The organism is Streptomyces sp. NEAU-sy36 (assembly GCF_013423905.1).
GTDB classification, from domain to species: domain Bacteria; phylum Actinomycetota; class Actinomycetes; order Streptomycetales; family Streptomycetaceae; genus Streptomyces; species Streptomyces misionensis.
Map to the genome: position 1 here is coordinate 306,418 of NZ_CP058977.1, position 24,626 is coordinate 331,043.

Consider the following 24,626-nt stretch of genomic DNA (forward strand, 5'->3'; position numbering starts at 1 on the left):
GGGCTCGGGGCCTCAGGGCTCCAGCACCACCTTCCCGACGGTGCCGCGGTTCTCCAGCGCCCGGTGCGCGGCAGCCGCCGCCGCGAGCGGGAAGCGGGTGACGGCGGGCCGCAGCCGCCCCCGCGCGGCCTGTGCGAGCGCCCGCTCCTCCAGCGCCCGCAGCCCCCCGCCCCGCCGCACGAGCTCCGGCCCGAGCACCGTCTCGGAGACGCCCTCCACGACGTACCCCCGCCCGTCGCCGATGCCCTCCGCCGACCAGCCGAAGACCAGGTGCCGGCCGCCCGGCCCGAGCAGCGCCACGGCCTCCCGGGCGACCGCGCCGCCCACCCCGTCGTAGACGATCGTCGCGGCTCGTCCGCCGAGTCCCGCCCGCACCTCGGCGGCCCAGCCGGGCGCGGTGTAGTCGACGGCGAGCGCGGCGCCGTCCGCCCGTACCCGCCGCGTCTTCGCCGGGCCGCCCGCGAGTCCGACCACGGTCGCCCCGGCCGCCACCGCGTACTGCACCAGCAGCGTGCCGATGCCGCCCGCGGCCGCCGGTACGACCACCACGTCGTCCGGCCCCGGTTCGGCGCACCCCGCGACGCCCAGGGCGGTGCGGCCGGTGCCGATCATCGCGACGGCCGCCGCGAAGTCCAGCGGCTCCGGGACCTCGTGCAGCCGCCCGGCGTCGGTGACGGCCAGTTCGGCGTACCCGCCGGGCGCGAAGCCCAGGTGGGCGACCACGCGCTTGCCGAGCCACGTCGCGGCCACCCCCTCGCCGAGCGCGTCCACCACGCCCGCCACCTCCCGGCCGGGCACGGTCGGCAGGGCGGGCCGCTCCGGCAGCGGGCCGCGGTGCCCCGCGCGCAGCGCCGTGTCGAGCAGGTGCACCCCGGCCGCGGCGACCGCGATCCGCACCTGCCCCGGGCCCGGGACCGGATCCTCGGCCTCCTCGTAGGTCAGGTTCTCGGCCGGACCGAAGGCGTACAGGCGTACGGCGTGCATGGGGACCCCCAGGTGAGCGACTGCCGCAACTCTCCGACCTGAAGCGCGGTTGAGGTCAAGGGCCGGCCGTGGCGGTGTTCGCGCGGGCCGGGGCCGTTGTCGGTGGCGGGGTGCAGCATGGACCGCATGGCGAGGGAAACGACCGGCGGCAGCCGGATGCGGCGCGGGGCACGGCGGCCGGAGCTGCGCCTGCCGCCGCTGGAACCGTGGGACGGCGGCCCGCTGGAGGCCGACGGCGACTACGACGGACTGGAACTGGGGGACGCGGATCTGAGCGGGCAGGACGCGGCGGGCGCCCGGTTCATGGACTGCGCGCTGCGCGGCTGCGCGCTGGACGGGACCCGGCTGCGCCACGCCCGCGTCCTGGACTGCGTGCTCACCGCTCCCCGCGGGGTCGGCACCGATCTCGCCGAGGCCACCCTGCGCGACGTCGAACTGACCGAGCCCCGGCTCGGCGGCACCCAGCTGCACGGCGCCGTGCTGGAGCGGGTCGTGGTGCGCGGCGGCAAGCTCGACTTCCTGAACCTGCGCACGGCCCGCCTGCGGGACGTGGTCTTCGAGTCCTGCGTGCTGGTCGAGCCGGACTTCGCGGGCGCCCGCCTGGAGCGGGTGGAGTTCGTGGACTGCGCGCTGAAGGGGGCGGATTTCGGCGGGGCCACCCTCAAGGACGTGGATCTGCGCGGTGCCGCGCCGCTGGAGATCGCCCGGGGCCTCGAACGGTTGTCCGGCGCGGTGATCAGCACCGGGCAACTACTGGATCTCGCACCGGCGTTGGCGGCTGCCGTCGGGATCCGCGTGGAGTAGCCGGCTAGGGTCTTTCGTTTGGATCAGGCGCGAGCCCGGCATGATCCAGACGAGAGCCCTAGGAGACGCGGGGGAAGCGGGCCTGCAGGGTCCAGACCGCCGGGTTGTCGCCCAGCTCCTCGTGGAGATCGACGAGGTCGGCGATCAGGTCGTGCAGGAAGTCCCGCGCCTCACGGCGGAGTTCGGCGTGCGAGAAGGACAGCGGGGGCTCCTCCAGGGGCTGCCAGTCGGCGGTGATGTCGACCCACCCGAAGCGGCGCTCGAAGAGCATCCGGTCGGTGGACTCGGTGAAGTCCAGCTCCGCCCGCTGCGGCCGGGCGGCGCGGGAGCCCATCGGGTCCCGGTCCAGGCGTTCCACGATGTCGCACAGCGCCCACGCGAAGTCCAGCACCGGCACCCATCCCCAGGCGGTGGACAGCTCCCGGTCCGTCTTCGTGTCCGCGAGGTACACGTCCCCGCAGAACAGGTCGTGCCGCAGCGCGTGGACGTCCGCGCGGCGGTAGTCGGTCTGCGGCGGGTCCGGGAAGCGGTTGGAGAGGGCATAGCCGATATCGAGCACCCACCGATGGTGTCACGCCGCCTGGCCTGTCCCCGCCCCTAAGATCGCTGACATGTCCAGATCCGTACGTGCCGTGCCGGCCACCGCGGCCGTGCTGGCCCTCGTCCTCACCGGCACCGCGTGCGAGGGCGGGGTGCACGGCACCCCGGGCGGCTCCGGTCTGCGCGACCCGTACTTCCCGAGGGCGGGCAACGGCGGCTACGACGTGGACCACTACGCCCTCACCCTCGACTACACCCCCGCCACCCGCCGGCTCACCGGCACCGCGGTGATCACCGCCCGTGCCACCAAGGACCTGTCGGCCTTCGACCTGGACCTCTCCGGGCTGCGCGTGGACTCGGTCGGCGTCGACGGCCGGGACGCCCGTTTCAACCGCGCCGGGCAGAAGCTCACCGTCCGCCCGCACGACGACCTGCGCGAGGGCCACACCTTCCGGACGACGGTGCGCTACTCCGGCGTCCCGCGCACCCTCACCGATCCCGACGGCTCCGAGGAGGGCTGGCTGCCCACCGCCGACGGCGCCCTCGGCCTCGGCGAGCCGGTCGGCTCCATGGCCTGGTTCCCCGGCAACGACCACCCCTCCGACAAGGCCACGTACGACATCACCGTCACCGTGCCGCAGGGCCTCCAGGCCGTCTGCAACGGTGAGTTGGCGAGCCAGTCCACCCACGGCGGCCGTACGGCCTACCACTGGCACACCGCCCAGCCCATGGCCGGCTACGTCGCCACCGTCGCCATCGGCCACTTCGTCGTCACCCGCAGCGAGGGGCCCGGCGGACTGCCCGTCCTCACCGCCGTCGACCCCGGCCAGGTCAGGGCGAGCGCGGCGGTTCTCGCGCAACTGCCCGGCATCGTCAAGTGGGAGGAGGACACCTTCGGCCCCTACCCCTTCTCCTCCGTCGGCGCGATCATCACCCGCCCCGGCGCCGCCGGTTACGCCCTGGAGACCCAGAACCGGCCCGTCTTCCCCGGCGCCCCCGAGACCGGCACCCTCGTGCACGAACTGGCCCACCAGTGGTACGGCGACTCGGTCACCCCGAAGTCATGGCGCGACATGTGGCTCAACGAGGGCTTCGCCACCTACGCCCAGTGGCTGTGGCAGGAGGACCACGGCGGGGACAGCGCCCAGCGGACCTTCCTCGACTACTACCACCGCGACGACGACACCCTCTGGGCCTTCCCGCCCGCGCGGCCGTCGAGCGCGGAGCACATCTCGGGCACGCCCGTCTACCAGCGCGGCGCCATGGTCCTGCACAAGATCCGCCAGAAGGTCGGCGACAAGGCCTTCTTCGCCTTCCTGCGCGCCTGGCCCGCGGCCCACCGCCACGGCAACGCGAGCACGGCGGATTTCACGGCCTACGTCCAAAAACGTTTCCCTGGCGTGGACTTCAGCGAGATCTGGCGGGACTGGCTGTACGGGGAGGGGAAGCCGGCGCACCCGTAGCGCACGCCCCCTCACCTGCCCCCGGCCGACGCCCACGCCTCCAGCATCCGGGCCAGCCCGCGCGGCCACACCGGCTCCCGCGCCCGCGCCAGCTCCCGCGGCGACCACCAGTGCCAGGCGAGGACGCCCTCGGCCGCGAGGTCCGCGCCGCCCGGCTCGCGCCGCGGTCCCCGCGTGACGTAGACGTGCTCGTGCTGACGGACGGGCACGCCCGCGCGGGTGAAGTCGTTCTCCCAGGTGCACAGCAGGGTGCCCGGTGACAGATCGGTCCAGCCCGTCTCCTCCGCCAGCTCCCGCAGGGCGCCCTCGCGCGGCCCCTCGCCCGCCTCCAGGCCGCCGCCCGGCAGAGCCCAGTGGATGCCCGCCTCGGCGTTGTCGTAGCGGAACAGCAGCACCGCGCCGTCCGGGTCCACGACGGCGATCCGGGCCGCCGGCCGCAGGGCGCGCAGCGGCTTGCGCAGGACGGCGCAGGGACGGCCGAGGGCGCGGTCGGCGCGACGGTCGAGCAGGCCGTAGCCGAGCGAGGTCCAAAAGGCCAGCCCCGCCGGGTTGTTGTCGAGCACGGCGAGCCGCACGGCGGCGGCACCCCGTGTGCGCAGCCGGTCCTCCAGTCGCTCGGCGAGGGCGCGGCCGTACCCCTTGCCGTGCTCGGCCCCGTGCACCAGCAGCAGCCCGATCCAGGGGTCCGGGTCGGCCGGGTCGGGATGCCGGGCGAGCGTGATCGCCAGCCCGAGGAGCCGTCCGTCGCCGGCACGGGCGAGCAGCACCTCGGCTCCCGGGACGGCCAGTTCCCCGGTCAGGGCCTCGGCGACCTGGTGCGGCCGGATGTCGTCCGGGTCGGGGAAGTCGCCGGTGAGGCGGTGGAAGGCGCTGTTCGACGCGTACAGCGCGGTGAGTTCGGACAGCAAAGGGCCCGGGATGTCCTGGCCGGGGGAGAGGGGCGCGAGGATCATCGGGGCAACCTACCCCCGCGCTCGCGCGCCCGCGCCGGAATTTCCGCCCTCCCCGGCGGTCCGCCGGGGAGGTGCGAGAACGGCTGCCTCAGACGTTGACGCCGAAGTCCTGGGCGATGCCGACCAGGCCCGAGGCGTAACCCTGGCCCACCGCGCGGAACTTCCACTCCGCGCCGTTGCGGTACAACTCGCCGAAGACCATCGCGGTCTCGGTGGCGGCGTCCTCGGACAGGTCGTAGCGGGCGATCTCGGCGCCGCCGGCCTGGTTGACGATGCGGATGTAGGCGTTGCGGACCTGGCCGAAGTTCTGGCCGCGGTTCTCGGCGTCGTAGATGGAGACCGGGAAGACGACCTTGTCGATGTCGGCGGGCAGGGCGGCCAGGTTGACGTTGATCGCCTCGTCGTCGCCCGCGCCCTCGCCCGTGCGGTTGTCGCCGGTGTGGACGATGGTGTTGTCCGGGGTCTGCTTGTTGTTGAAGAAGACGAAGTGGGCGTCCGAGTAGACCTTGCCCTGCGCGTTGACCGCGATCGCGGAGGCGTCCAGGTCGAAGTCCGTGCCCGTGGTGGTGCGGACGTCCCAGCCGAGGCCCACGGTGACGGCGGTCAGGCCCGGAGCCTCCTTGGTGAGCGAGACGTTGCCACCCTTGGACAGGCTTACAGCCATGTGGGGTCCTTCCTAAGACGTGAAATGCGTGCCGACGAAGCTACCGTCACCCGGGACAACGCGGAGGGGGACCCTGATGGTTCCGCACCCCTTTACCTTTTTTACCCGCACATCTCCACGGTCCGGGAAATCCGGGTGACGCGCACGGGCCCGGACCGGGAACATGGAAGGCATGTCCGGTCCTTACCTCGTCCGCGGCTCCGTCTCGCTCCCCGAGGCCGAGCTGATGTGGCGTTTCTCCAGGTCGTCGGGGCCCGGCGGGCAGCATGTGAACACCAGTGACTCCCAGGTGGAGCTGCGCTTCGACCTGGCGGCCACCGAGGCGCTGCCGCCGGTGTGGAAGGAGCGGGCCCTGCAGCGGCTGGCCGGCCGGCTGGTCGACGGGGTGGTGACCGTACGGGCATCCGAGCACCGTTCCCAGTGGCGCAACCGCGAGGCCGCCGCCGTACGCCTCGCCGCGCTCCTCGCGGAGGCGACCGCGCCCCCGCCCAAGCCGCGCAAGCCCACCCGGATCCCGCGCGGCATCAACGAGCGCCGGCTGCGGGACAAGAAGCAGCGCGCGCAGACCAAGCGCGGGCGCTCGGGCCGGGACTGGGGGTAGGGCCGGCTGTCCCATCCGCCGCCCCGGAGCGCCGACACGCACCGCGCCCTCGGTCTCGGCGGCCGAGCCCGGGGGGCCGGCCGACCACCGTGGTCGGGCGGGTCCGCCTCGACGTGCCGCGCTCGCGCCGCGCCCGGGGCGAACAGCCGCTGGAGAGCCGGCGGCCGGGCCCCCCGGCCGAGCCGGACCCCGCGCAGGACGCGCTGCTCGCCGACTCGGCGGGAGCGGCGCTGCTCGTCGTCCTCGACACGCCGGGGACCGCGGAGCGGCCGGCGTTCGTGCTGCACGACCTGTCCGGGGTGCCGTTCGAGGAGGTCGGCCGGATCGTCGGGCGCGGCCCCGCCGCCGCGCGCCAACGCTCCGCGTTGACTCCCTCCTCCGCCTTGCATCTGCACGCACCAGACCCCGCTCCCTGATCCGGCCTGATCCAACGAAAGACCCTAGGCCTTTTCGCCGTCCGGCCCGTCCTCCAGCCCGAGCACTCCGACCACCTGGCCCCCGCTCGTCTCCCCGGTCTTGCGGAAGCCCAGGCGGAGGTAGAACTCCTCGGGGCCGTCCGGGCCCGGGTGCCACGTCACGTACAGATCGGACCCGCCCCGGCGCCGGATCTCCGCGCCGACCGCCGCGACCGCGAAGCGCCCGTACCCGCGGCCCTGTTCGTCCGCCGCGATGTTCAGCCGCCACAGGCCGGAGCGGCGCACGCTCCCGTCGCCGTACCAGTCGATGTCGAGGAAGGCCATGAGGAACCCGACCGGCCGGGAGCCGTCGAGGATCAGGCGGGGCCAGGCCACCCCGGCGGGGTGGACGTACGCCTCGGCGAGCGAGCGCTCGACCGGCTCGACGGCGTGTTCCTGGTCGGGCCGGACACGGATGCCGAGGGCGGCCTCGAAGTTGCGGGGCGTGATCTCTTCCAGCTGCGGTGCCATCCGCGCACCCTAGGCGGTGGGGCGGCCGCGCCACCACGGAAATTCGCGGCGCCTCAGCCCAACTGCCGGTAGCGGCCGCGGAAGTACGTCAGCGGCCCGCCCTCCGCGCTCGGCACCCGCGCCGTCAGCACCCGGCCGATGACCAGCGTGTGGTCCCCGGCCGCCACCCGCTGCTCGGTCCGGCACTCCAGCGTGGCGAGCGCGCCGCCCACCAGCGGGGCGTTCGTGGCCTCGCCGCGCGTGTAGGGGATGTCCTCGAAGAGCAGCCGGTCGCTGATGCGGCCCCGCATGGCGAAGCGGCCCGCGATGTGCCGCTGGCTCTGGGCGAGCACCGACACCGCCCACAGCGGCTGCTCGGCGAGCAGGTCGTCCATCCGCGAGCCCTCCCGCAGGCTGACCAGGACCAGCGGCGGGTCGAGGGAGACGGACATGAAGGCGGTCGCGGTCATGCCGACGTCCTCCACGTCCGGTGCGGCCGGGTCGTCCGGATCGAGCGGCGGTTCCTGCGCGGTGACCAGGACCACACCGGCGGCCAGTCGGGACAGCGCGGCCCGGAACTCGTCGTTGCTCACCCCCTCAGCATGCCCGGAAGCCGTGGGAGTGGTGGGGGAAGGCGTCTTCAGCACGCCGGAAACGCTAGTCTGCGGCTCGCGGGCACCGCATCGGGCCTCCGCCCGAGCCGGGTCCTAGGACCAGCGGCGGACGGACACCCCGCGGAACCACACCGCACATGACCGCGGTACCGGCAATGGGTGAACACGGGAAGAACGCGGAAACACTGCCCAATTGTTCACGTTTTGCTGTGACTTGAGTCACAAGGCGCAGGAATTGTTGACCCTGTGTACCGGGTGGGCAGCGCGCTGTGATTCAGTGGCGGTGAAACTGCTGGAGCAACCACGAGGCGCCGAAGACGACGACCCTTGATTCGCTGCGAGGTCTCGGGGGGAGGGCGAGCATGGAGACCGAGTCGGAGCCGTACGTCCGTCTTGCGTCCCTGCGGCAGCTGCACCAGGTCATGGCGGACATGAACACGGCACGCAGCCTGGCGGACACCTTGCAGACCGTGGCCGACGGCGCGGTGAACGCCCTGGGCTACGAGATGGCGTGCGTGAACCTCGTGCGCCCCGACGGCGACCTCGTCGTGGCCGCCTTCTCCGGCAACTCCGCCGCCGAGGCCCTGATCACCGGCCGGGTCGGCTCCCGCGACGCCTGGGACCGCCGCCTGGGCATGGGCGAGCGCTGGGGCGACCTCGTCTTCATACCGCACACCGAGGGCTGGGTGCTGGACGACGACGACGTGCCCCAGTGGTTCACCGACGGGCCCGCGCCGCGCTTCGAGGACGAGTGGCACCCCTCCGACCGGCTCTTCGCCCCCATGTACACCCCGGGCGTGCAGGGCTCCACCTGCGGCGAACTGCTCGGCGTCATATCCGTGGACCGCCCGCGCAACGGCCGTCTGCCCGGCGCCTGGGGCCGCGAGGCCCTCCAGATGTACGCCTTCCAGGCCGCCATCGCGATCAGCAACGCCCGGCTGCGCTCCAACATGCAGCGCGCCCTGGTCCGCCTGGAGCGCGAGCAGCAGGCGCTGCGGGCCAGCGAGGAGAGTTTCCGGCAGGCCTTCGAGTACGCGCCGTCCGGCATGGCCATCGCCGAGATGGGCGGCGAACAGCACGGCCGCATCCTGCGCACCAACGACGCCCTGTGCCGGCTGCTGGGCCGGCCGGCCTCCGCGATGCGCCGCTACGCCTTCTCCGATCTCGTCCACCCCGAGGACATCGGCACCCTGCTGCGCACCTCGGCGGAGGGCGGCCGCGCCGAGCTGCGCCTCGGCCGCCGGGACGGGTCGTACGTCTGGGTGTCGCTGCGCAACAGCGTGGTCGCGGACGCCGCCGACGGGCCCCGCTTCCTGCTCACCCACGTCGAGGACATAGAGGAGCGCAAGCGCCGCGAGCTCCAGCTCGCCCACCGCGCCTCGCACGACTCGCTGACCGGCCTGCCGAACTCCGCCGAGCTGCGGTCACGGCTCTCCGCCCGGCTGTGCCGCCGCCCGGCGCACGCCGGCGCCCTGGAGTCCCTGGACGCCGCCTACGGGCATCCCGCGTACGACGGCCCCGCGGGGCACGGCTTCGACTTCGCGCCGGGCGCGGAGGTGTACGACGCCTACGACCACCATGTGCACACCGTGGCCCCCGAGGGCGACCAGGACGACGGCACCAAGGGCCTCGCGGTCCTCTTCTGCGACCTGGACGGCTTCAAGTCGATCAACGACCGGTTCGGTCACAACGCGGGCGACGCGGTGCTGATCGAGGTCGCCCGGAGGCTGTCCCAGGGCGTGCGCGACGGCGACACGGTGGCCCGGCTCGGCGGCGACGAGTTCGTGATCCTCGCCGACGGCCTCGGCCGCGCCGACGCCGAGGACCTGGCCGTACGGCTGCGCAACGAGATCATCCAGCCGATCCGGGCCGAGGGGCGGGCGGTCCGGGTGGGCGCCAGCTTCGGCATCGGCTGGGCCCACTGCGGGATGACCGCCGACGAGGTCCTGAAGTCGGCCGACGAGCGGATGTACGTAGAGAAACGATCTCGTCCCAAACAACATCGACGTGCGGGATGAACCGCAGGTCAGCGAGTTGATGCGGTCTAGGTCACCCGTTTGGCTCAGACGGTGGGGGTAGGCTCGCCTTTCCAGCCATGACCGCATCCGTTCGCACCTGTTGAGGAGTACCAAGGGATGACGCCCGGCGACAACGGCGCGAGCACGCCCGAGGAAGACGACCCGTTCGGCTATCTGTACGCAGACGGCCAGGCCCGAGGGGCGCAGCCGCCGTCCGGCGGCTACGGCTACCCGAACTCGGTCAGCAGGGTGCGCACGGTCGGCGAGCGTCAGTACGGCCAGCAGCAGCCGCCCTACGTCCCGCCGCAGGGCGCCTACGGCCAGCCGAACGCCCACTACCAGGCCCCCGAGACGCTCCCCGGCGCCACCCCGCCCGGCAGCCGTCCCCCGGCTCCCCGGTCCGGGCCCGGCCGCCGCGGCCCCAACACCAAGGGCCTGCTGATCGGCGCGATCGCGGTGGTCGCCGCGGTGGTCGTCGGCATCAGCATCGCCATGTTCAACGGCAACCCGGACGACAAGAACTCCGACGACCAGGCAGGCGCCACCCCGGCCCAGTCCCAGAGCGCGGACCCGACCCCGACGAGCAGCGCCTCCAGCGGCCAGCTGCCGAAGGTCGACGCGGCGGACAGCTCCGTGCAGCTGTCGGGCGGTGCCGCGCCGGCCACGGAGGTCCAGGGCGCGCAGGGCGCGGGCGGCAAGTACGTGGGCGGCCTGAACCAGGTCGGCGCCTCCGCCACCTGGAGCGTGGACGTCCCCTCGGACGGCGCCTACACCCTCTTCACCCGGTACAGCGCGACCGGTGAGGACCAGTCGATGACGGTCACCGTCAACGGCAAGGAGTTCGGCAGCAAGCTCGGGCTGAAGAACTGGCGGCACGCCGCCGACGGCGACTTCGCCCAGGGCTGGACCCGCTCCTACGTGTGGCCCACCCTCAAGAAGGGCAACAACATCATCTCCATCTCCTGCCAGCCGGGCGACAAGTGCAACGTCCTGCTGGACCAGCTCTGGATCAAGAAGGGCCAGGTCACCGGCTGACCGGGCGCGGCGGGGCCGTCAGGGCGCGCTGAGCACCGTGGTCACCGGCACCCGCGCCCGCAGCTCCTCGTACACCGCGGGGTCGAACTCGCCCGCCGCGGGCGCCCGTACGGTCGCCGCCGACAGGGCCACCGCCCGGGACAGCCGGTCCGGCCAGGGGAGCCGTTCGACCAGGCCCGACAGCAGGGCGGCCACCGCCGAGTCGCCCGCGCCGGTCGGGTTGCCGTGCACCCGCGACGGCGGGCTCGCGCGCCAGTGGCCGTCGGGGGTGGCGGCGAGCAGGCCGTCCGGGCCCAGGGAGGCGACCACCGCGTGGGCGCCGCGGCGGCGGGCGTCCCGGGTGGCGCGCAACGGATCGTGGGAGCCGGTGAGTTCGGCCAGTTCGTCGACGTTCGGCTTGATGATGTCGGGGCGGGCCGCCACCCCACGGCGCAGCGGTTCGCCGCTGGTGTCCAGCAGGACCGGCACGCCGAAGGACCGCGCGGTGCGGACGAGGCCCGCGTACGCCCCCACGGGCACCCCGGGCGGCAGGCTCCCGCACAGCGCCACCGCCGAGGCGCCGGCCAGCAGGCCCTCGTAGCGGTCGAGGAACGTGCCCCACTCGGCGGGCGCGATCTGCGGGCCCGGCTCGTTCAGCTGGGTGGTGTCGCCGGAGCGTTCGTCCACCACCGCGATGGTGCGCCGCGTCGCCCCCGCCACCGCCACCAGCGCGTCGGTGAGGCCCCGGGTGCCGACGAGCCGGTCGCGTACCGCCCGGCCGGTGCCGCCGCCCGCGAACCCGGTGACCGTCACCTCGTGCCCGAGCGCGGCGAGCACCCGGCCCACGTTCACGCCCTTGCCGCCCGGGCGCTCGATGACCTCCGAGACCCGGTGCGAGGCGTGCGGGCGCAGCGACCGCACCCGGTAGGTGATGTCGAGAGCGGTGTTCAGCGTGACCGTGAGGATCACCCGGGCTGCCTCCCTCGAAGCCGGCGTTCCGGCGCCGCCTGACGTTTCCGGGGCCCGATCATGCCAAACAGACGGCGACCGGCCCAGTCGCGGGACGGTCGCCGGCACCGGGGAAGCCGGGCGTATCAGGCCAGTTGGGGAGCTACGACCCACGCACCGCGGCGCATCACGCCCTTCACCGCGAAGTCCGCGTCCAGCAGCACCAGGTCCGCGTCCTTGCCCGGCTCCAGGGAGCCGACCCGGTCGGAGAGGCCCAGCAGCCGGGCCGGGTTGGCGCACAGGGCCTTCACCGTGTCCTCGACCGACAGCCCGTCCACGGTCACCGCGCGCCGGAACGCCCGGTCGAGCGTGAGCGTCGAGCCGGCGATCGAACCCCCCTCCACCAGCCGCGCCACGCCCTCGCTGACCTCGACCTCCAGCGGGCCGAGCATGTAGCGGCCGTCGCCCTGGCCCGCCGCGTCCATCGCGTCGGTGATGAACGCGACCCGGTCCGCGCCCGCGTGGTGGAAGGCCAGCTCCAGGGCGGCGGGGTGCAGATGCGTGCCGTCGTTGATCAGCTCGACCGTCACCCGCTCGTCCTCCAGCAGCGCGGCGACGGGGCCGGGGGCGCGGTGGCCGAGGGCGGGCATCGCGTTGAACAGGTGGGTGGCGACCGTGGCGCCGGCCTCGATGGCCTCCACCGTCTGCTCGTACGTCGCGTCCGTGTGCCCGATCGCCGCGATCACCCCGTGCTCGGCGAGCAGCCGCACCGAGTCGATGCCGCCGGGCAGCTCCGCGGCGAGGGTGAGCATCCGCGCCTGGCCGCGCGCCGCGTCGATCAGTTTGCGGACCTCGGCGGGCTCCGGGTCGCGCAGCAGCGCCTCGGAGTGGGCGCCCTTGCGGCACGGCGAGATGAACGGCCCCTCGAAGTGGATCCCCGCGATCTCCCCCTGCTCGGCCAGCTCGCTGAGCAGCCCCGCCTGCCGTACCAGCAGGTCCATCTCGTCGGTGACGGTGGAGGCGACCAGGGTGGTGGTGCCGTGCTCGCGGTGGGTGCGGACCGCGGTGAGGATCTGCTCGGCGGTCCCGGAGAAGGAGGCGCCGCCGCCGCCGTGGTTGTGGATGTCGACGAAGCCGGGGACCAGCCAGTGGCCGCTCACGTCGACGACCTCGGCGCCGGCCGGGGCGGCGGCGGTGATGCGCGTGCCGTCGACGGCCACCTGGCCGCCGTGCACCGTTCCGGTGGGCAGGACCACGTTCGCGCCGGTGAGCAGCCGGGGCCGCGGGGCGCTGTCGGGGGCCGGAGTTTCCCGCTCGTTGGCCATCAGGTGCTTACCTCCGGAGTCGTAGGGATGGTGCCGGTCAGCAGGTCCCGCGCGAGCAGCCCCGCGCCCAGGCAGCCGGCGTTGTCGCCGAGGGCGGCGGGCACGATGGACGGCAGTTTCTGGAAGGTGACCCGGCGGCGGACGGCGTCCCGCAGGGGCTGGAACAACACTTCCCCCGCCTCGGCGAGCCCGCCACCGATGATCAGCGTGCGCGGGTCCAGCAGGGTGAGCGCGGTGACCAGCCCGTCGGCGAGCGCGTCCACCGCGGTCCGCCAGACCCGGCCGGCCTCCGGGTCGCCGGCCGCGACGGCCCGTGCGCAGTCGGCCGCGTCGGCGTCCGGGTTCCCGCCGGCCGCCGCCCAGGCCTCGCTGACGGCGGCCGCGGAGGCGTACCGCTCCAGGCAGCCGCGCTGCCCGCACGGGCAGGGCGCGCCGCCGGGCCGCACGACGACGTGCCCGATCTCGCCCGCGAAGCCGTGCGCGCCCGACTCCACCCGGCCGTCGATCCCGATCGCGCCCGCGATGCCGGTGCCGAGCGGCACGAACAGGAAGCGGTCGGCGCCCCGGCCCGCGCCGATCCGGCCCTCCGCGAGGCCGCCGGTGCGCACGTCGTGGCCGAGCGCGACGGGCACCCCGAGCCGCTCGGCGAGCAGCGCGCGCAGGGGCACGTCCTGCCAGCCGAGGTTGGCGGAGTAGACGGCGGTGCCGTGCTCCTCGTCCACGATGCCGGGCACCGCGATACCGGCCGCGGCGGCCGGGGTGCCGTAGCGCTCGGCGCCGTACGCGCGCAGTTCGGCGGCGAAGTCGAGGATGCCCGCCACCACCGTGTCGGGGCCGCGTTCGCGGCCGGTGGCGCGGCGGGCGCGGTGCAGCAGGGCGCCGTCGTCCCCGACGAGGGCGGCCTTCATCCCGGTACCGCCCACGTCCAGGGCGATGACATGTCTCACGGGGACAGTGTGGCCCGGTGACCCATGAGAGGTCTAGTCCACTCGCGTGGTGTAGACCTTAGGATTCCATCTATCGAACAGTCGGACAGCAGGGTTGGGACTTTGACGGTGCGTCGGCGTACGGCAGGAATGATCGCGGTGGTGTCCGCCATGGGCATGACCGCGCTCCTCGGCGGCTGCGGGAGCACGGGCTCCTCCGACGTGACCCTCAGACTCGTCGCCGCCGACTACGGCGACTCGCCCGCCAACAGCTCCAAGAAGTACTGGGACTCGCTGGTCAAGGCGTACGAGGCGACGCACTCGGGGGTGAAGGTCGAGGTCAGCGTCTACTCCTGGAACGACGTCGACCGCAAGGTCAAGGAGATGGTCGACGCCGGCCACGCGCCCGACCTCGCGCAGATCGGCGCCTACGCCGACTACGCGGCCGCGGGCAAGCTCTACGCGGCCTCGGACCTGCTCTCCATCCGCACCCAGGCGGACTTCCTGTCCCAGCTGGCCGACGCCGGCCAGTGGAACCACACGCAGTACGGCATACCGTTCGCCGCCTCCACGCGGGTGCTCTTCTACAACAAGACGATGTTCGAGAGCGCCGGACTCACCCCGCCCAGCAGCTGGGACCAGCTGGCGGCCGACGCCAAGGTGCTCAAGGACAAGGGCGTGAAGTACCCCTTCGCGCTGCCGCTGGGCCCCGAGGAGGCGCAGGCGGAGACCATGCAGTGGATGCTGTCCGGCGGCGACGGCGGCTCCGGCGGCACCGGGTACACCGACGACATCGGCACGTACACGATCGACTCCCAGCAGAACGTCTCCACCTTCACCTGGCTCAAGGACGACCTGGTCGACAAGGGCCTGACCGGCCCGGTGGCGCCCGGGAAGCTCAACCGGGCGCAGGCCTTCGCCGCGTTCGCCGACGGCCAGGTCGGCATGGTCAACGGGCACCCCACGCTGATCCAGCAGGCCGAGCAGAAGGGCGTGCGGTTCGGGATGGTGCCGACGCCGAGCCGCGGCGGACGGGCCCGGTCGTCGGTGGGCGTCACCGACTGGATGATGGCGTTCAAGCAGAACGGCCACGCCGAGCAGGCCGGTGACTTCCTGAACTACGTCTACAGCGAGAAGAACGTCCTCGACTTCTCCCGCACCTACGGTCTGCTGCCGGTCACCAGCTCCGCCTCCAACGCCATGAGCGCGTCGGACGCGGCGCCCGACAAGGCCCTGCACCCCTTCCTCGACGAGCTGGCCACGTCCGAGCTGTATCCCGTGGGCAAGACGTCCTGGGCGGCGGTCAGCGCGGCCGTGAAGCAGAACATCGGGCAGGCGGTCGCCCCCGGCGGCAACCCCGCGGGCGTCCTGACCCGCCTCCAGGCGACGGCCACCGCGGCGGACAGCGCCGCCAGCGCGAACTGAGCTACGGTTCCGGTATGGAACTGGGCGACCGCGAGCGGGCCATCCTCGCGCTGGAACGCCGGGGCTTCACGGGCCCCGGCGCCAAGGAACGCGCCATCCGCGAGCAGCTCCACCTCTCCCCGGTCCGCTACTACCAGCTCCTCAACGCCCTCCTGGACGACGAACGCGCCCTCGCCCACGACCCGGTCACGGTCAACCGGCTGCGCCGGGTCCGCGACACCCACCGGGCGGAACGCTGAGCCCGGCCGGCACCGGCCGCTCACACCGGGGAGGACGCCCACAGGAGTGATGGCGGCCCCCGCTGGATAGTGTCGGTACATGGACCCTCTGCCGACCCCAGCCACCCAGGCCGGCCGGGACGGGCTGGCCGCGTTGCTGGCCAAGCCCCGCACCGCGGTGATCGGCCTGGACTTCGACGGCACCCTCGCCCCCATCGTCGCCGACCCCGAACAGGCCCGCGCCCACCCGGACGCCGTCCCCGCGCTCGCCGCCCTCGCCCCCAAGGTCGCCCACGTCGCCGTGATCACCGGCCGCCCCGCGGGCGTCGCGGTCCGCCACGGCGGCTTCGCCGGCGTCCCGGGCCTCGCCCACCTCACCGTCCTCGGGCACTACGGCGCCGAGCGCTGGGACGCCGTCACCGGCACCGTCTCCGCCCCCGCCCCGCACCCCGGCGTCGCCGCCGTCCGCGCCGAACTGCCCGGCGTCCTCGACCGGGCCGGCGCCTGGCAGGGCACGTGGATCGAGGAGAAGGGCCGCGCGGTCGCGGTGCACACCCGCCGCGCAGCCGACCCGGAGGCCGCCTACGAGGCGCTGCGCGGGCCCCTCACCGACCTCGCCACCCGGCACGGACTGATCGTCGAGCCCGGCCGGATGGTGCTGGAGCTGCGCCCGCCCGGCATGGACAAGGGCGTCGCCCTGAGCGAGTACGTCCGCGAGACCGGCGCCGAGGCCGTCCTCTACGCCGGCGACGACCTCGGCGACCTCCCCGCCTTCGCCGCCATCGAGAAGCTCCGCTCCGAGGGCCTGCCCGGCCTGCTGGTGTGCAGCGGCAGCTCGGAGGTCGCCGAACTGGCCGAGAAGGCCGACCTGGTGGTCGACGGCCCCGAGGGCGTCGTACGGCTCCTCGGGGCGCTGGCGGGTCAGCTCGACTGATCCGTCAGGGCGTGCAGCTGGTCCAGGAACCACTGGGCCGGCGGCAGCGCCGTGGCCGCCGCGGCCAGCCGCTTCGACCGCTCCGCCCGCTCACCGTCCGGCATGCTCAGCGCCGCGTGCAGCGCCTGCGCCGTGCCCGTGATGTCGTACGGGTTCACCACCAGGGCGTCCTCGCCCAGCTCCGCGTACGCCCCCGCCTCCCGCGACAGCACCAGCGCACAGCCCTCGTCGGAGACGACCGGCACCTCCTTGGCGACCAGGTTCATGCCGTCCCGGATGGGGTTGACCAGCGCCACGTCGGCGAGCCGGTACGCGGCCAGCGAGCGGGCGAAGTCGTCCTTCACATGGAGCACCACCGGCGTCCAGCCGTCCGTGCCGTAGCGCTCGTTGATCTCCTCGGCGACCCGGCGCACCTGTGCCGTGTACTCCCGGTAGACGGCGAGGTCCTGCCGGGACGGGTACGCGAACGCCACGTGGACGACCCGCTCGCGCCACTCGGGGTGCGCGTCCAGCAGCTGCCGGTACGCCAGCAGTCCGCGCACGATGTTCTTGGACAGCTCGGTGCGGTCCACCCGGACGATCGTCCGGCGGCCCTCGCCGATCTCCGCCCGCAGCGCCGCCATCCGCTCGTCCACGTCCGCCTCGTGCGAGCGGGCGCGCAGGAAGTCGGCGTCCGCGCCGAGCCCGTGCACCCCGATCCGGGTGCCGGTGGGAATCCCGGGCCCCAGCACCGCGTGGCAGCACTCGGTGAACGCGTCCGCCCACCGCTGCGTGAGGAACGCCGCCCGGTCCGCGCCCAGGATGCCGGTCAGCAGCTCGGCCGCGATGTCGTCCGGGAGCAGCCGGAAGTACTCCGCCGGGGCCCACGGCGTGTGCGAGAAGTGGCCGATGCGCAGGTCGGGGCGGAGCCGGCGGAGCATCCGCGGGGCGAGCGCCAGGTGGTAGTCCTGGATCAGCACCGCCGCGCCCTCGGCCGCCTCCTGGGCCAGCGCCTCGGCGAACGCTTGGTTGTAGGCCTCGTACGCCGCCCACTGCCGCCGGAATCCGGCGTCGAAGACGGGCTCCAGCGGCGTCTGGTAGAGCATGTGGTGCACGAACCAGAGCACCGAGTTGGCGATGCCGTTGTACGCGTCGGCGAAGACCTCCGCGTCGATGTCCAGCATCCGCACCCGCTGCCCGCCGGTGTCCGCGACCGGCAGCAGCCCGCCGTCCGCGCGCCGGACCGCCTCCCGGTCGCCGTCGCCCAGCGCGGCGCACACCCACACCGCGTTCGCCTCCGGCCCGATGGCCGAAAGGCCCGAGACCAGACCGCCGCCGCCCCGTTTGGGACGCAGCACCCCGCCCTCGCCGACCGTGTACGAAACCGGGCCGCGATTGGACGCGACCAGCACCTCAGCACCGTGCGTGGAAGCCATGGTCCTCAACCTAGCCCGGCCCGGAAACACTCAAACGTACGGACCGTCCCGGAAAGCGGCCCTGAACAGCCCTACCTCCGGTTTCACGCCACCCGGCGGTGGGCGTACTCGGCGATCTCGGTCATCGGCGGGCGCTCCTCGGTGTCCACCGAGTAGGTGCGCGGCTCGAAGCCCGTCACCCCCCGCTCGAACTGGGTGAGCGAGGGCCGCACCAGATGGCCCCGCGCCAGCCGCAGCTGGGCGGTGCGGTAGATGGCCGCCGCCATCCGGCCGAGCGCCTGCCCGTCCTGGTGCCGGTGCTTGCGCACCCCCACGTCCACCTGGGCCAGCGCGTCCAGGCCCACCAGGTGCAGGGCGTCCACCAGCATGCCCAGCTCCACCCCGTACCCCACCGGGAACGGCAGCCGCTCCAGCAGCGAGCGCCGGGCCGCGTACTCCCCGCCCAGCGGCTGCACGAACCCGGCCAGCTGCGGCCAGTGCATGTTCAGCAGCGGGCGCGCCATCAGCTCGGTGACCCGGCCGCCCTGCCCCGCCGACCCGGCGAGCGGCCGGTCGTACATCGCCTTGACCAGCTGCACGTCCGGTTCGGTGAGCAGCGGGCCGACGATCCCGGTGACGAAGTCGGCCGAGAACTCCCGCAGGTCCGCGTCGACGAAGCAGATGACGTCCCCGCCGGCGACGAGCAGCGAGCGCCACAGCACCTCGCCCTTGCCCGGTACGGCGGGTATCCGGGGCAGGATCGCGTCGCGGTGCACCACCCGCGCGCCCGCCGCGGCCGCCACCTCGGAGGTGCGGTCGGTCGACCCGGAGTCGATCACCAGCACCTCGTCGACCAGCGGTACCCGCTCCACCAGCTCGCGCCGGATCACGGCGACGATCTCGCCGACGGTCTCCTCCTCGTTGAGCGCGGGCAGCACCACGCTGACCGTCTGGCCCGTGCGCTGCTTGGCCGCCAGGAGCTGGTGCATCGGCCGATCGTGCACGGACCAGGAGCGGTCGCTCAGCCAGCGCTCGACTTCTTCCAGCACGGTCCCGGGCTCCTCACGGTTGTCTCGCGGTACGGACGACTATCTCAACTGTCCAGGCCTTCGGTTACAGTCTTGAACAACGCCGATGACCATCGCATGTCGGGGGTCCACGCGCGCCGACAACCGCATACACAACCGAATACCGCTCATCCAGAGGGGCAGAGGGACACGGCCCGATGAAGCCCCGGCAACCCTCCAGCCGGTTCTCGTCTTCGAACAGCGAGGCTCCCGGCTAGGGAAGGTGCCAAATCCGTCTCGCGGCGAGATGCGTCGTGAGGAAGATGAGGAGAAAGGGCCTCGCCTCCCATGGCTGTGCAGACAGTTGCCACCACCGGCAGTTCCACCGTCGACCTCGGCCCCGCCGCCGCCCTGAGCTGTCGGGAATGCGGCCACCGCGTCCCGCTCGGCCCGGTCTTCGCCTGCGAGGAGTGTTTCGGGCCGCTGGAGATCGCCTACGACTTCTCCGCCTACGACACCGAGGAACTGCGGGCGCGCATCGAAAGCGGCCCCGCCAACATCTGGCGCTACGCCCCGCTGCTGCCCGTCCCGGCGAACGTGGCCGACAAGCCGAACATCAACCCCGGCTGGACCAAGCTCGTCAAGGCCGACAACCTCGCCCGCGAACTCGGCGTCACCGGTGGCCTGTACGTCAAGGACGACTCCGGCAACCCGACCCACTCCTTCAAGGACCGGGTGGTCGCCCAGGCGCTGGAGGCCGCGCGCGCCTTCGGCTTCACCACCCTGTCCTGCTCCTCCACCGGCAACCTGGCCGGCGCCGTCGGCGCCGCCGCCGCCCGCGCCGGCCTGCGCTCCTGCGTGTTCATCCCGCACGACCTGGAGCAGGGCAAGGTCGTCATGGCCGCGGTCTACGGCGGCGAGCTGGTCGGCATCGAGGGCAACTACGACGACGTGAACCGCTTCTGCTCCGAGCTGATCGGCGACCCGGCCGGCGAGGGCTGGGGCTTCGTCAACGTCAATCTGCGCCCCTACTACGCGGAGGGCTCCAAGACCCTGGCGTACGAGATCTGCGAGCAGCTCGGCTGGCGGCTGCCCGACCAGATCGTGGTCCCGATCGCCTCCGGCTCCCAGCTCACCAAGATCGACAAGGGGCTCCAGGAGCTGATCGGGCTGGGGCTCGTGGAGGACCGGCCGTACAAGATCTTCGGCGCGCAGGCCGAGGGCTGCTCGCCGGTGTCGACCGCCTTCAAGGCGGGCCACGACGTGGTGCGGCCGCAGAAGCCGGACACCATCGCCAAGTCCCTCGCCATCGGCAACCCGGCCGACGGGCCCTACGTCCTGGACATCGCCCGGCGCACCGGCGGCGCCGTGGAGGACGTGACGGACGAGCAGGTCGTCGACGCGATCAAGCTGCTGGCCCGGACCGAGGGCATCTTCGCCGAGACCGCGGGCGGGGTGACCGTCGGCGTGACGAAGAAGCTGATCGACGGCGGCGTCCTCGACCCGGCGAAGACCACCGTCGTCCTCAACACCGGCGACGGTCTGAAGACCCTGGACGCGGTGGCCGGCACCGGCCTGACCGCCACCATCCGCCCGACCCTGGACTCCTTCCGAGAGGCTGGCCTCGCATGAGCGTGACCGTTCGCATCCCCACCATCCTGCGCACCTACACCGGCGGCCGGGCCGAGGTCGCCGCCGAGGGCGCCACCCTCGCCGAGGTCATCGAGGACCTGGAGAAGAACCACACCGGGATCGCCGCCCGCGTCCTGGACGACCAGGGCAAGCTGCGCCGGTTCGTGAACGTCTACGTCAACGACGACGACGTCCGCTTCGAGCAGGGCCTGCAGACCGTCACCCCGGACGGCGCGGGCATCTCGATCATCCCGGCGGTCGCCGGCGGCTGCTGACCGAATGACCGATCATTACCTTCGGTAAGGACGGTTACGGAAGGTTCATCGGATTGCCCTCTCCGTGAGAGAAGCGGAGGGGGCAATTCTGTGTGATTGAGCGCGGTACAGTTGGGGAACACGCCCCGGATCACCGAGGGGAAGCCCTCGATTCCTCACCGCGAGCCCGATAAGAAGTAGCCAAAGTGCACGGGTTTTTCGCGGCTTTTGTGTTGTTTTAAGGGGCCCGACTTGCCCTGAACTCTGGTGAATTCTCCCCACATTCCGGATCGGTCGCGTCCAGAATTCTCGTCCAATTGACCTGTTGCAGACGGCAGTTGGACAGATACATTCAGCCGCGGTCGACGCGTTCCGGCGCACGCCCCCGACCGATTGGGGGGTGAGGTCTGACCCGGGTCCGCGAAGTGTGGATCTGTGCAAGGGCCAGTAATAGGGGAGTTAGGCATGGCTCAGGGCACCGTCAAGTGGTTCAACGCGGAGAAGGGGTACGGCTTCATCGCGGTCGACGGTGGTGCGGACGTCTTCGTCCACTACAGCGCCATTCAGATGGACGGCTACCGCACCCTGGAGGAGGGCCAGCGGGTCGAGTTCGAGATCTCGCAGGGTCAGAAGGGTCCGCAGGCCGACATGGTTCGCGTCACCGCCTGAACGTTTCTCGACCGCAGGGCCCGCACCTCGCACGAGGTGCGGGCCCTGCGGCATGTCCGGCGGCCGGTGCGTTCGCCCGGGGCTGACGGCGGGCCCGTACCCGCCAAGGCGCTTGCACTCGACCATGCCGAGTGCTAATCATTGCGTTAGCACTCTGAAGGTGAGAGTGACAAAGAAGGACCGGGTCGGTGAGGCCCGCAGGCCAGGTGGGGCAAGGAACCGCAGGCCGGCGAGCCGTCCGTCGCGGGCGCGGGCGCGGTCCGAAGGAATCACCCCCAGTCCTGGAGGGACCACTTCACATGGCCAAGATCATCGCGTTCGACGAGGAGGCGCGGCGCGGCCTCGAGCGCGGCATGAACCAGCTCGCGGACGCCGTCAAGGTGACGCTCGGCCCCAAGGGTCGCAACGTCGTCCTCGAGAAGAAGTGGGGCGCCCCCACGATCACCAACGATGGTGTCTCCATCGCCAAGGAGATCGAGCTCGAGGACCCGTACGAGAAGATCGGCGCCGAGCTGGTCAAGGAAGTCGCCAAGAAGACGGACGACGTCGCCGGTGACGGTACGACCACCGCGACCGTGCTCGCCCAGGCCCTGGTCAAGGAAGGCCTGCGCAACGTCGCCGCCGGCGCCAACCCGATGGCTCTGAAGCGCGGTATCGAGAAGGCCGTCGAGGCCGTCTCCGCCGCCCTCCTGGAGCAGGCGAAGGACGTCGAGACCAAGGAGCAGATCGCCTCCACCGCGTCCATCTCCGCCGCCGACACCCAGATCGGCGAGCTGATCGCCGAGGCCATGGACAAGGTCGGCAAGGAAGGCGTCATCACCGTCGAGGAGAGCAACACCTTCGGTCTGGAGCTGGAGCTCACCGAGGGCATGCGCTTCGACAAGGGCTACATCTCCGCCTACTTCGCGACCGACATGGAGCGCATGGAGGCGTCGCTCGAGGACCCGTACATCCTCATCGCGAACTCCAAGATCGGCTCCGTCAAGGACCTGCTCCCGCTCCTGGAGAAGGTCATGCAGTCGGGCAAGCCGCTGCTGATCATCGCCGAGGACGTCGAGGGCGAGGCCCTGTCGACCCTGGTCGTCAACAAGATCCGCGGCACCTTCAAGTCCGTCGCCGTCAAGGCCCCGGGCTTCGGTGACCGCCGCAAGGCCATGCTCGGCGACATCGCCATCCTCACGGGCGGCGAGGTCATCTCCGAGGAGGTCGGCCTCAAGCTGGAGAACGCGACCCTGGACCTCCTGGGCCGCGCCCGCAAGGTCGTCATCACCAAGGACGAGACCACCATCGTCGACGGTGCCGGCTCCTCCGAGCAGGTCAACGGCCGCGTCAACCAGATCCGCGCCGAGATCGAGAACAGCGACTCCGACTACGACCGCGAGAAGCTCCAGGAGCGCCTGGCCAAGCTCGCGGGCGGCGTCGCGGTCATCAAGGCCGGTGCCGCCACCGAGGTGGAGCTCAAGGAGCGCAAGCACCGCATCGAGGACGCCGTGCGCAACGCCAAGGCGGCCGTCGAGGAGGGCATCGTCGCCGGTGGTGGCGTGGCCCTGCTCCAGGCCTCCCAGGTCTTCGAGAAGCTGGAGCTGGAGGGTGACGAGGCGACCGGCGCCAACGCCGTGCGCATCGCCCTGGAGGCCCCGCTGAAGCAGATCGCCGTCAACGCCGGCCTTGAGGGCGGTGTCGTGGTGGAGAAGGTGCGCAACCTGACCCCGGGCCACGGCCTGAACGCCGCGACCGGCGAGTACGTCGACCTGGTCGCCGAGGGCATCATCGACCCGGCGAAGGTGACCCGTTCCGCGCTGCAGAACGCCGCCTCCATCGCCGCGCTGTTCCTCACCACCGAGGCCGTCATCGCCGACAAGCCGGAGAAGGCCGCCGCGGCCGCTCCGGGCGGCATGCCGGGCGGTGACATGGACTTCTGATCGGCTCCGGCTGATCGAGTGGTTCCCGCCGAGGGCGGCATTTCCTGTCGGACGACAGGAAATGCCGCCCTCGGGCGTGTCCGGGGTCACAACGCGTGGCCACCGGCGGGGGAATGCGGGCCGTCGCGCGACCGCTTACTTAAGGGTCTACAACAATGCACGTTCACATACCGGTTGGTCAGAAGCCTTAGGAGTCCCCCACGTGACCGTCGACACGCCCGCCGCCTCCCGCGCGGCCCAGATCCTCTCCCGCCCCGTCACCCTCAACGGCCTCACCGTGCCCAACCGGATCGCGATGGCGCCGATGACCCGGATGTTCTCCCCGGGCGGCGTCCCCGGCGAGGACGTGCGCTCGTACTACGCGCGCCGCGCCGCCGCCGGCGTCGGCCTGATCGTCACCGAGGGCACCTACGTGGGCCACGAGTCGGCCGGGCAGAGCGACCGGATCCCGCGGTTCTCCGGCGAGGAGCAGCTCGCGGGCTGGGCGAAGGTCGCCGAGGACGTGCACGCGGCGGGCGGCACCATCGTGCCGCAGCTGTGGCACATCGGCATGGTGCGCAAGCAGGGCGAGCCGCCGTTCGCCGACGCGCCCGCCGTCGGCCCCTCCGGCATCCGCCTGGACGGCACCGAGGGCCAGGGCAAGGCGATGACCCGGCAGGACCTCGACGACGTCATCGGCGCGTTCGCCGAGGCCGCCGCGGCCGCCGAGCGCATCGGCTTCGACGGCGTCGAGCTGCACGGCGCCCACGGCTACCTCATCGACCAGTTCCTGTGGGAGCGCACCAACCGCCGCACCGACGCGTACGGCGGCGACCCGGTCGCCCGCACCAGGTTCGCGGCGGAGCTCGTGGCCGCCGTGCGCGAGGCGGTCTCCCCGGAGTTCCCGGTGATCTTCCGCTACTCGCAGTGGAAGTCCGACAACTACGACGCCCGCCTGGCCGAGACCCCGGAGGAGCTGGAGGCCGTCCTGACCCCGCTCGCCGCGGCCGGCGTCGACGTCTTCCACGCCTCCACCCGCCGCTACTGGCTCCCCGAGTTCGACGGCTCCGACCTCAACCTCGCGGGCTGGACCAAGAAGCTCACCGGCAAGCAGACCATCACCGTCGGCTCGGTCGGCCTCGACGGCGACTTCACCGGCGCCTTCCGTGGCGAGGGCTCCCCGGTCAAGGCCATCGACAACCTCCTCGACCGGCTGGAGGCCGACGAGTTCGACATGGTCGCGGTCGGCCGCGCGCTGCTCCAGGACCCGCAGTGGGCGGCCAAGGTGCTCGCCGGGCGCTTCGACGAGCTGCGGCCGTACGACGCGGCGTCGCTGAAGACGCTCAGCTGAGGAACCCTCGACCGAGCAGCCCGCAACGGAGGACGCCCCCGGCCGAGGAAGCCCCTCGGCCGGGGCGGTCCGGACGGGGGCG

The 24,626-nt window shown here is 72.6% G+C and carries 25 protein-coding genes and 1 riboswitch; of the genes, 14 read left to right on the top strand and 11 right to left on the bottom strand.

Annotated features, from left to right (window positions below; all coding sequences use genetic code 11):
* Positions 1-12: 12 nt before the first annotated feature.
* Positions 13-984, bottom strand: a complete 972-nt coding sequence (locus HZZ00_RS01420) for a zinc-binding dehydrogenase (protein ID WP_180330504.1) — start codon at positions 982-984, stop codon at positions 13-15.
* A 126-nt stretch (positions 985-1,110) separates the two neighbouring features.
* On the opposite strand from HZZ00_RS01420, the gene HZZ00_RS01425 reads away from it, so the two are divergent.
* Positions 1,111-1,788 (top strand): pentapeptide repeat-containing protein, encoded by a 678-nt coding sequence (locus HZZ00_RS01425; protein WP_180330505.1) that lies wholly within the window; start codon positions 1,111-1,113, stop codon positions 1,786-1,788.
* Positions 1,789-1,846: 58 nt separating this feature from the next.
* On the opposite strand, the gene HZZ00_RS01430 is transcribed toward HZZ00_RS01425, so the two are convergent.
* Positions 1,847-2,347 carry a hypothetical protein gene (locus tag HZZ00_RS01430; RefSeq protein WP_070024053.1) on the bottom strand — a complete coding sequence of 167 codons (501 nt, stop codon included), beginning with the start codon at positions 2,345-2,347 and terminating at the stop codon, positions 1,847-1,849.
* A 52-nt stretch (positions 2,348-2,399) separates the two neighbouring features.
* Between HZZ00_RS01430 and HZZ00_RS01435 the strand changes: the two genes are divergently transcribed.
* Positions 2,400-3,791: a M1 family metallopeptidase gene (locus HZZ00_RS01435; RefSeq protein ID WP_180330506.1), complete on the top strand. Its 1,392-nt coding sequence runs from the start codon at positions 2,400-2,402 to the stop codon at positions 3,789-3,791.
* Between the two features lie 11 nt (positions 3,792-3,802).
* Here the strand turns inward: HZZ00_RS01435 and HZZ00_RS01440 are convergent, their stop codons facing one another.
* Both HZZ00_RS01440 and HZZ00_RS01445 read right to left on the bottom strand, forming a co-directional pair.
* Positions 3,803-4,744, bottom strand: a complete 942-nt coding sequence (locus HZZ00_RS01440) for a bifunctional GNAT family N-acetyltransferase/NUDIX hydrolase (protein WP_180330507.1) — start codon at positions 4,742-4,744, stop codon at positions 3,803-3,805.
* Positions 4,745-4,832: 88 nt separating this feature from the next.
* A complete protein-coding gene (locus tag HZZ00_RS01445; protein WP_180330508.1) occupies positions 4,833-5,408 on the bottom strand; it encodes a TerD family protein in 576 nt (191 codons plus the stop codon).
* Between the two features lie 163 nt (positions 5,409-5,571).
* On the opposite strand from HZZ00_RS01445, the gene arfB reads away from it, so the two are divergent.
* Both arfB and HZZ00_RS01455 read left to right on the top strand, forming a co-directional pair.
* On the top strand, positions 5,572-6,009 hold the full coding sequence (arfB, locus tag HZZ00_RS01450; protein WP_070024047.1) for an alternative ribosome rescue aminoacyl-tRNA hydrolase ArfB: 438 nt from the start codon (positions 5,572-5,574) through the stop codon (positions 6,007-6,009).
* An 89-nt stretch (positions 6,010-6,098) separates the two neighbouring features.
* Positions 6,099-6,425 (top strand): hypothetical protein, encoded by a 327-nt coding sequence (locus HZZ00_RS01455; RefSeq protein ID WP_306856149.1) that lies wholly within the window; start codon positions 6,099-6,101, stop codon positions 6,423-6,425.
* 24 nt (positions 6,426-6,449) lie between these two features.
* Here the strand turns inward: HZZ00_RS01455 and HZZ00_RS01460 are convergent, their stop codons facing one another.
* Together HZZ00_RS01460 and HZZ00_RS01465 are read right to left on the bottom strand one after the other, a co-directional pair.
* The gene (locus HZZ00_RS01460) at positions 6,450-6,935 is read right to left on the bottom strand and encodes a GNAT family N-acetyltransferase (protein ID WP_180330509.1); all 486 of its coding nucleotides are present in this window, start codon (positions 6,933-6,935) and stop codon (positions 6,450-6,452) included.
* Between the two features lie 53 nt (positions 6,936-6,988).
* Positions 6,989-7,561 carry a flavin reductase family protein gene (locus HZZ00_RS01465; protein ID WP_180330510.1) on the bottom strand — a complete coding sequence of 191 codons (573 nt, stop codon included), beginning with the start codon at positions 7,559-7,561 and terminating at the stop codon, positions 6,989-6,991.
* Between the two features lie 329 nt (positions 7,562-7,890).
* Between HZZ00_RS01465 and cdgB the strand changes: the two genes are divergently transcribed.
* Positions 7,891-9,546 carry a diguanylate cyclase CdgB gene (cdgB, locus tag HZZ00_RS01470; protein WP_180330511.1) on the top strand — a complete coding sequence of 552 codons (1,656 nt, stop codon included), beginning with the start codon at positions 7,891-7,893 and terminating at the stop codon, positions 9,544-9,546.
* Positions 9,547-9,663: 117 nt separating this feature from the next.
* Entirely contained in the window at positions 9,664-10,581 is a 918-nt protein-coding gene (locus tag HZZ00_RS01475) for a carbohydrate-binding protein (protein ID WP_180330512.1), read from the top strand.
* Positions 10,582-10,599: 18 nt separating this feature from the next.
* Here HZZ00_RS01475 and HZZ00_RS01480 read toward each other — a convergent pair whose 3' ends face one another.
* The 3 genes from HZZ00_RS01480 to HZZ00_RS01490 all read right to left on the bottom strand — a co-directional run bounded on the left by HZZ00_RS01480 (position 10,600) and on the right by HZZ00_RS01490 (position 13,780).
* On the bottom strand, positions 10,600-11,529 hold the full coding sequence (locus tag HZZ00_RS01480) for a 1-phosphofructokinase family hexose kinase (RefSeq protein WP_180330513.1): 930 nt from the start codon (positions 11,527-11,529) through the stop codon (positions 10,600-10,602).
* A gap of 125 nt (positions 11,530-11,654) precedes the next feature.
* Entirely contained in the window at positions 11,655-12,833 is a 1,179-nt protein-coding gene (gene nagA, locus HZZ00_RS01485; RefSeq protein WP_180330514.1) for an N-acetylglucosamine-6-phosphate deacetylase, read from the bottom strand.
* Positions 12,833-13,780 (bottom strand): ROK family protein, encoded by a 948-nt coding sequence (locus HZZ00_RS01490; RefSeq protein ID WP_180330515.1) that lies wholly within the window; start codon positions 13,778-13,780, stop codon positions 12,833-12,835. Before HZZ00_RS01490 ends, nagA begins: the two co-directional genes overlap by 1 nt.
* 138 nt (positions 13,781-13,918) lie before the next feature.
* On the opposite strand from HZZ00_RS01490, the gene HZZ00_RS01495 reads away from it, so the two are divergent.
* From HZZ00_RS01495 to otsB, 3 genes are all read left to right on the top strand, one after another.
* The gene (locus tag HZZ00_RS01495) at positions 13,919-15,184 is read left to right on the top strand and encodes an ABC transporter substrate-binding protein (protein ID WP_257586049.1); all 1,266 of its coding nucleotides are present in this window, start codon (positions 13,919-13,921) and stop codon (positions 15,182-15,184) included.
* 14 nt (positions 15,185-15,198) lie between these two features.
* Positions 15,199-15,423 (top strand): DUF3263 domain-containing protein, encoded by a 225-nt coding sequence (locus HZZ00_RS01500; RefSeq protein ID WP_180330516.1) that lies wholly within the window; start codon positions 15,199-15,201, stop codon positions 15,421-15,423.
* Between the two features lie 79 nt (positions 15,424-15,502).
* Entirely contained in the window at positions 15,503-16,336 is an 834-nt protein-coding gene (gene otsB, locus HZZ00_RS01505) for a trehalose-phosphatase (RefSeq protein WP_180330517.1), read from the top strand.
* Here otsB and HZZ00_RS01510 read toward each other — a convergent pair.
* A complete protein-coding gene (locus HZZ00_RS01510; RefSeq protein WP_180330518.1) occupies positions 16,324-17,751 on the bottom strand; it encodes a trehalose-6-phosphate synthase in 1,428 nt (475 codons plus the stop codon). The genes otsB and HZZ00_RS01510 overlap by 13 nt on opposite strands.
* Positions 17,752-17,834: 83 nt before the next feature.
* Entirely contained in the window at positions 17,835-18,779 is a 945-nt protein-coding gene (locus HZZ00_RS01515; protein WP_180330519.1) for a glucosyl-3-phosphoglycerate synthase, read from the bottom strand.
* Positions 18,780-18,922: 143 nt separating this feature from the next.
* A riboswitch (SAM riboswitch) is annotated at positions 18,923-19,067 on the top strand.
* 18 nt (positions 19,068-19,085) lie between these two features.
* Here HZZ00_RS01515 and thrC point away from each other — a divergent pair.
* From thrC to HZZ00_RS01540, 5 genes are all read left to right on the top strand, one after another.
* A complete protein-coding gene (thrC, locus tag HZZ00_RS01520) occupies positions 19,086-20,369 on the top strand; it encodes a threonine synthase (protein WP_180330520.1) in 1,284 nt (427 codons plus the stop codon).
* Positions 20,366-20,644 carry a MoaD/ThiS family protein gene (locus tag HZZ00_RS01525; protein ID WP_070024021.1) on the top strand — a complete coding sequence of 93 codons (279 nt, stop codon included), beginning with the start codon at positions 20,366-20,368 and terminating at the stop codon, positions 20,642-20,644. The genes thrC and HZZ00_RS01525 overlap by 4 nt, the downstream gene beginning before the upstream one ends.
* A 444-nt stretch (positions 20,645-21,088) precedes the next feature.
* Entirely contained in the window at positions 21,089-21,292 is a 204-nt protein-coding gene (locus HZZ00_RS01530) for a cold-shock protein (RefSeq protein WP_004986573.1), read from the top strand.
* 299 nt (positions 21,293-21,591) lie between these two features.
* On the top strand, positions 21,592-23,214 hold the full coding sequence (groL, locus tag HZZ00_RS01535; protein WP_037653355.1) for a chaperonin GroEL: 1,623 nt from the start codon (positions 21,592-21,594) through the stop codon (positions 23,212-23,214).
* A gap of 202 nt (positions 23,215-23,416) precedes the next feature.
* Positions 23,417-24,544: an NADH:flavin oxidoreductase gene (locus tag HZZ00_RS01540; RefSeq protein WP_180330521.1), complete on the top strand. Its 1,128-nt coding sequence runs from the start codon at positions 23,417-23,419 to the stop codon at positions 24,542-24,544.
* The last annotated feature ends 82 nt before the right edge of the window (positions 24,545-24,626 follow it).

Coding starts and splice junctions, on each gene's coding strand:
- HZZ00_RS01500 (WP_180330516.1), top strand. CDS start 15,199: ATGGAACTGGGCGACCGCGAGCGGGCCATCCTCGCGCTGGAACGCCGG.
- HZZ00_RS01440 (WP_180330507.1), bottom strand. CDS start 4,744: ATGATCCTCGCGCCCCTCTCCCCCGGCCAGGACATCCCGGGCCCTTTG.
- HZZ00_RS01435 (WP_180330506.1), top strand. CDS start 2,400: ATGTCCAGATCCGTACGTGCCGTGCCGGCCACCGCGGCCGTGCTGGCC.
- arfB (WP_070024047.1), top strand. CDS start 5,572: ATGGAAGGCATGTCCGGTCCTTACCTCGTCCGCGGCTCCGTCTCGCTC.
- HZZ00_RS01530 (WP_004986573.1), top strand. CDS start 21,089: ATGGCTCAGGGCACCGTCAAGTGGTTCAACGCGGAGAAGGGGTACGGC.
- groL (WP_037653355.1), top strand. CDS start 21,592: ATGGCCAAGATCATCGCGTTCGACGAGGAGGCGCGGCGCGGCCTCGAG.
- otsB (WP_180330517.1), top strand. CDS start 15,503: ATGGACCCTCTGCCGACCCCAGCCACCCAGGCCGGCCGGGACGGGCTG.
- HZZ00_RS01525 (WP_070024021.1), top strand. CDS start 20,366: ATGAGCGTGACCGTTCGCATCCCCACCATCCTGCGCACCTACACCGGC.
- thrC (WP_180330520.1), top strand. CDS start 19,086: ATGGCTGTGCAGACAGTTGCCACCACCGGCAGTTCCACCGTCGACCTC.
- HZZ00_RS01420 (WP_180330504.1), bottom strand. CDS start 984: ATGCACGCCGTACGCCTGTACGCCTTCGGTCCGGCCGAGAACCTGACC.
- HZZ00_RS01460 (WP_180330509.1), bottom strand. CDS start 6,935: ATGGCACCGCAGCTGGAAGAGATCACGCCCCGCAACTTCGAGGCCGCC.
- cdgB (WP_180330511.1), top strand. CDS start 7,891: ATGGAGACCGAGTCGGAGCCGTACGTCCGTCTTGCGTCCCTGCGGCAG.
- HZZ00_RS01510 (WP_180330518.1), bottom strand. CDS start 17,751: ATGGCTTCCACGCACGGTGCTGAGGTGCTGGTCGCGTCCAATCGCGGC.
- HZZ00_RS01475 (WP_180330512.1), top strand. CDS start 9,664: ATGACGCCCGGCGACAACGGCGCGAGCACGCCCGAGGAAGACGACCCG.
- nagA (WP_180330514.1), bottom strand. CDS start 12,833: ATGGCCAACGAGCGGGAAACTCCGGCCCCCGACAGCGCCCCGCGGCCC.
- HZZ00_RS01445 (WP_180330508.1), bottom strand. CDS start 5,408: ATGGCTGTAAGCCTGTCCAAGGGTGGCAACGTCTCGCTCACCAAGGAG.
- HZZ00_RS01425 (WP_180330505.1), top strand. CDS start 1,111: ATGGCGAGGGAAACGACCGGCGGCAGCCGGATGCGGCGCGGGGCACGG.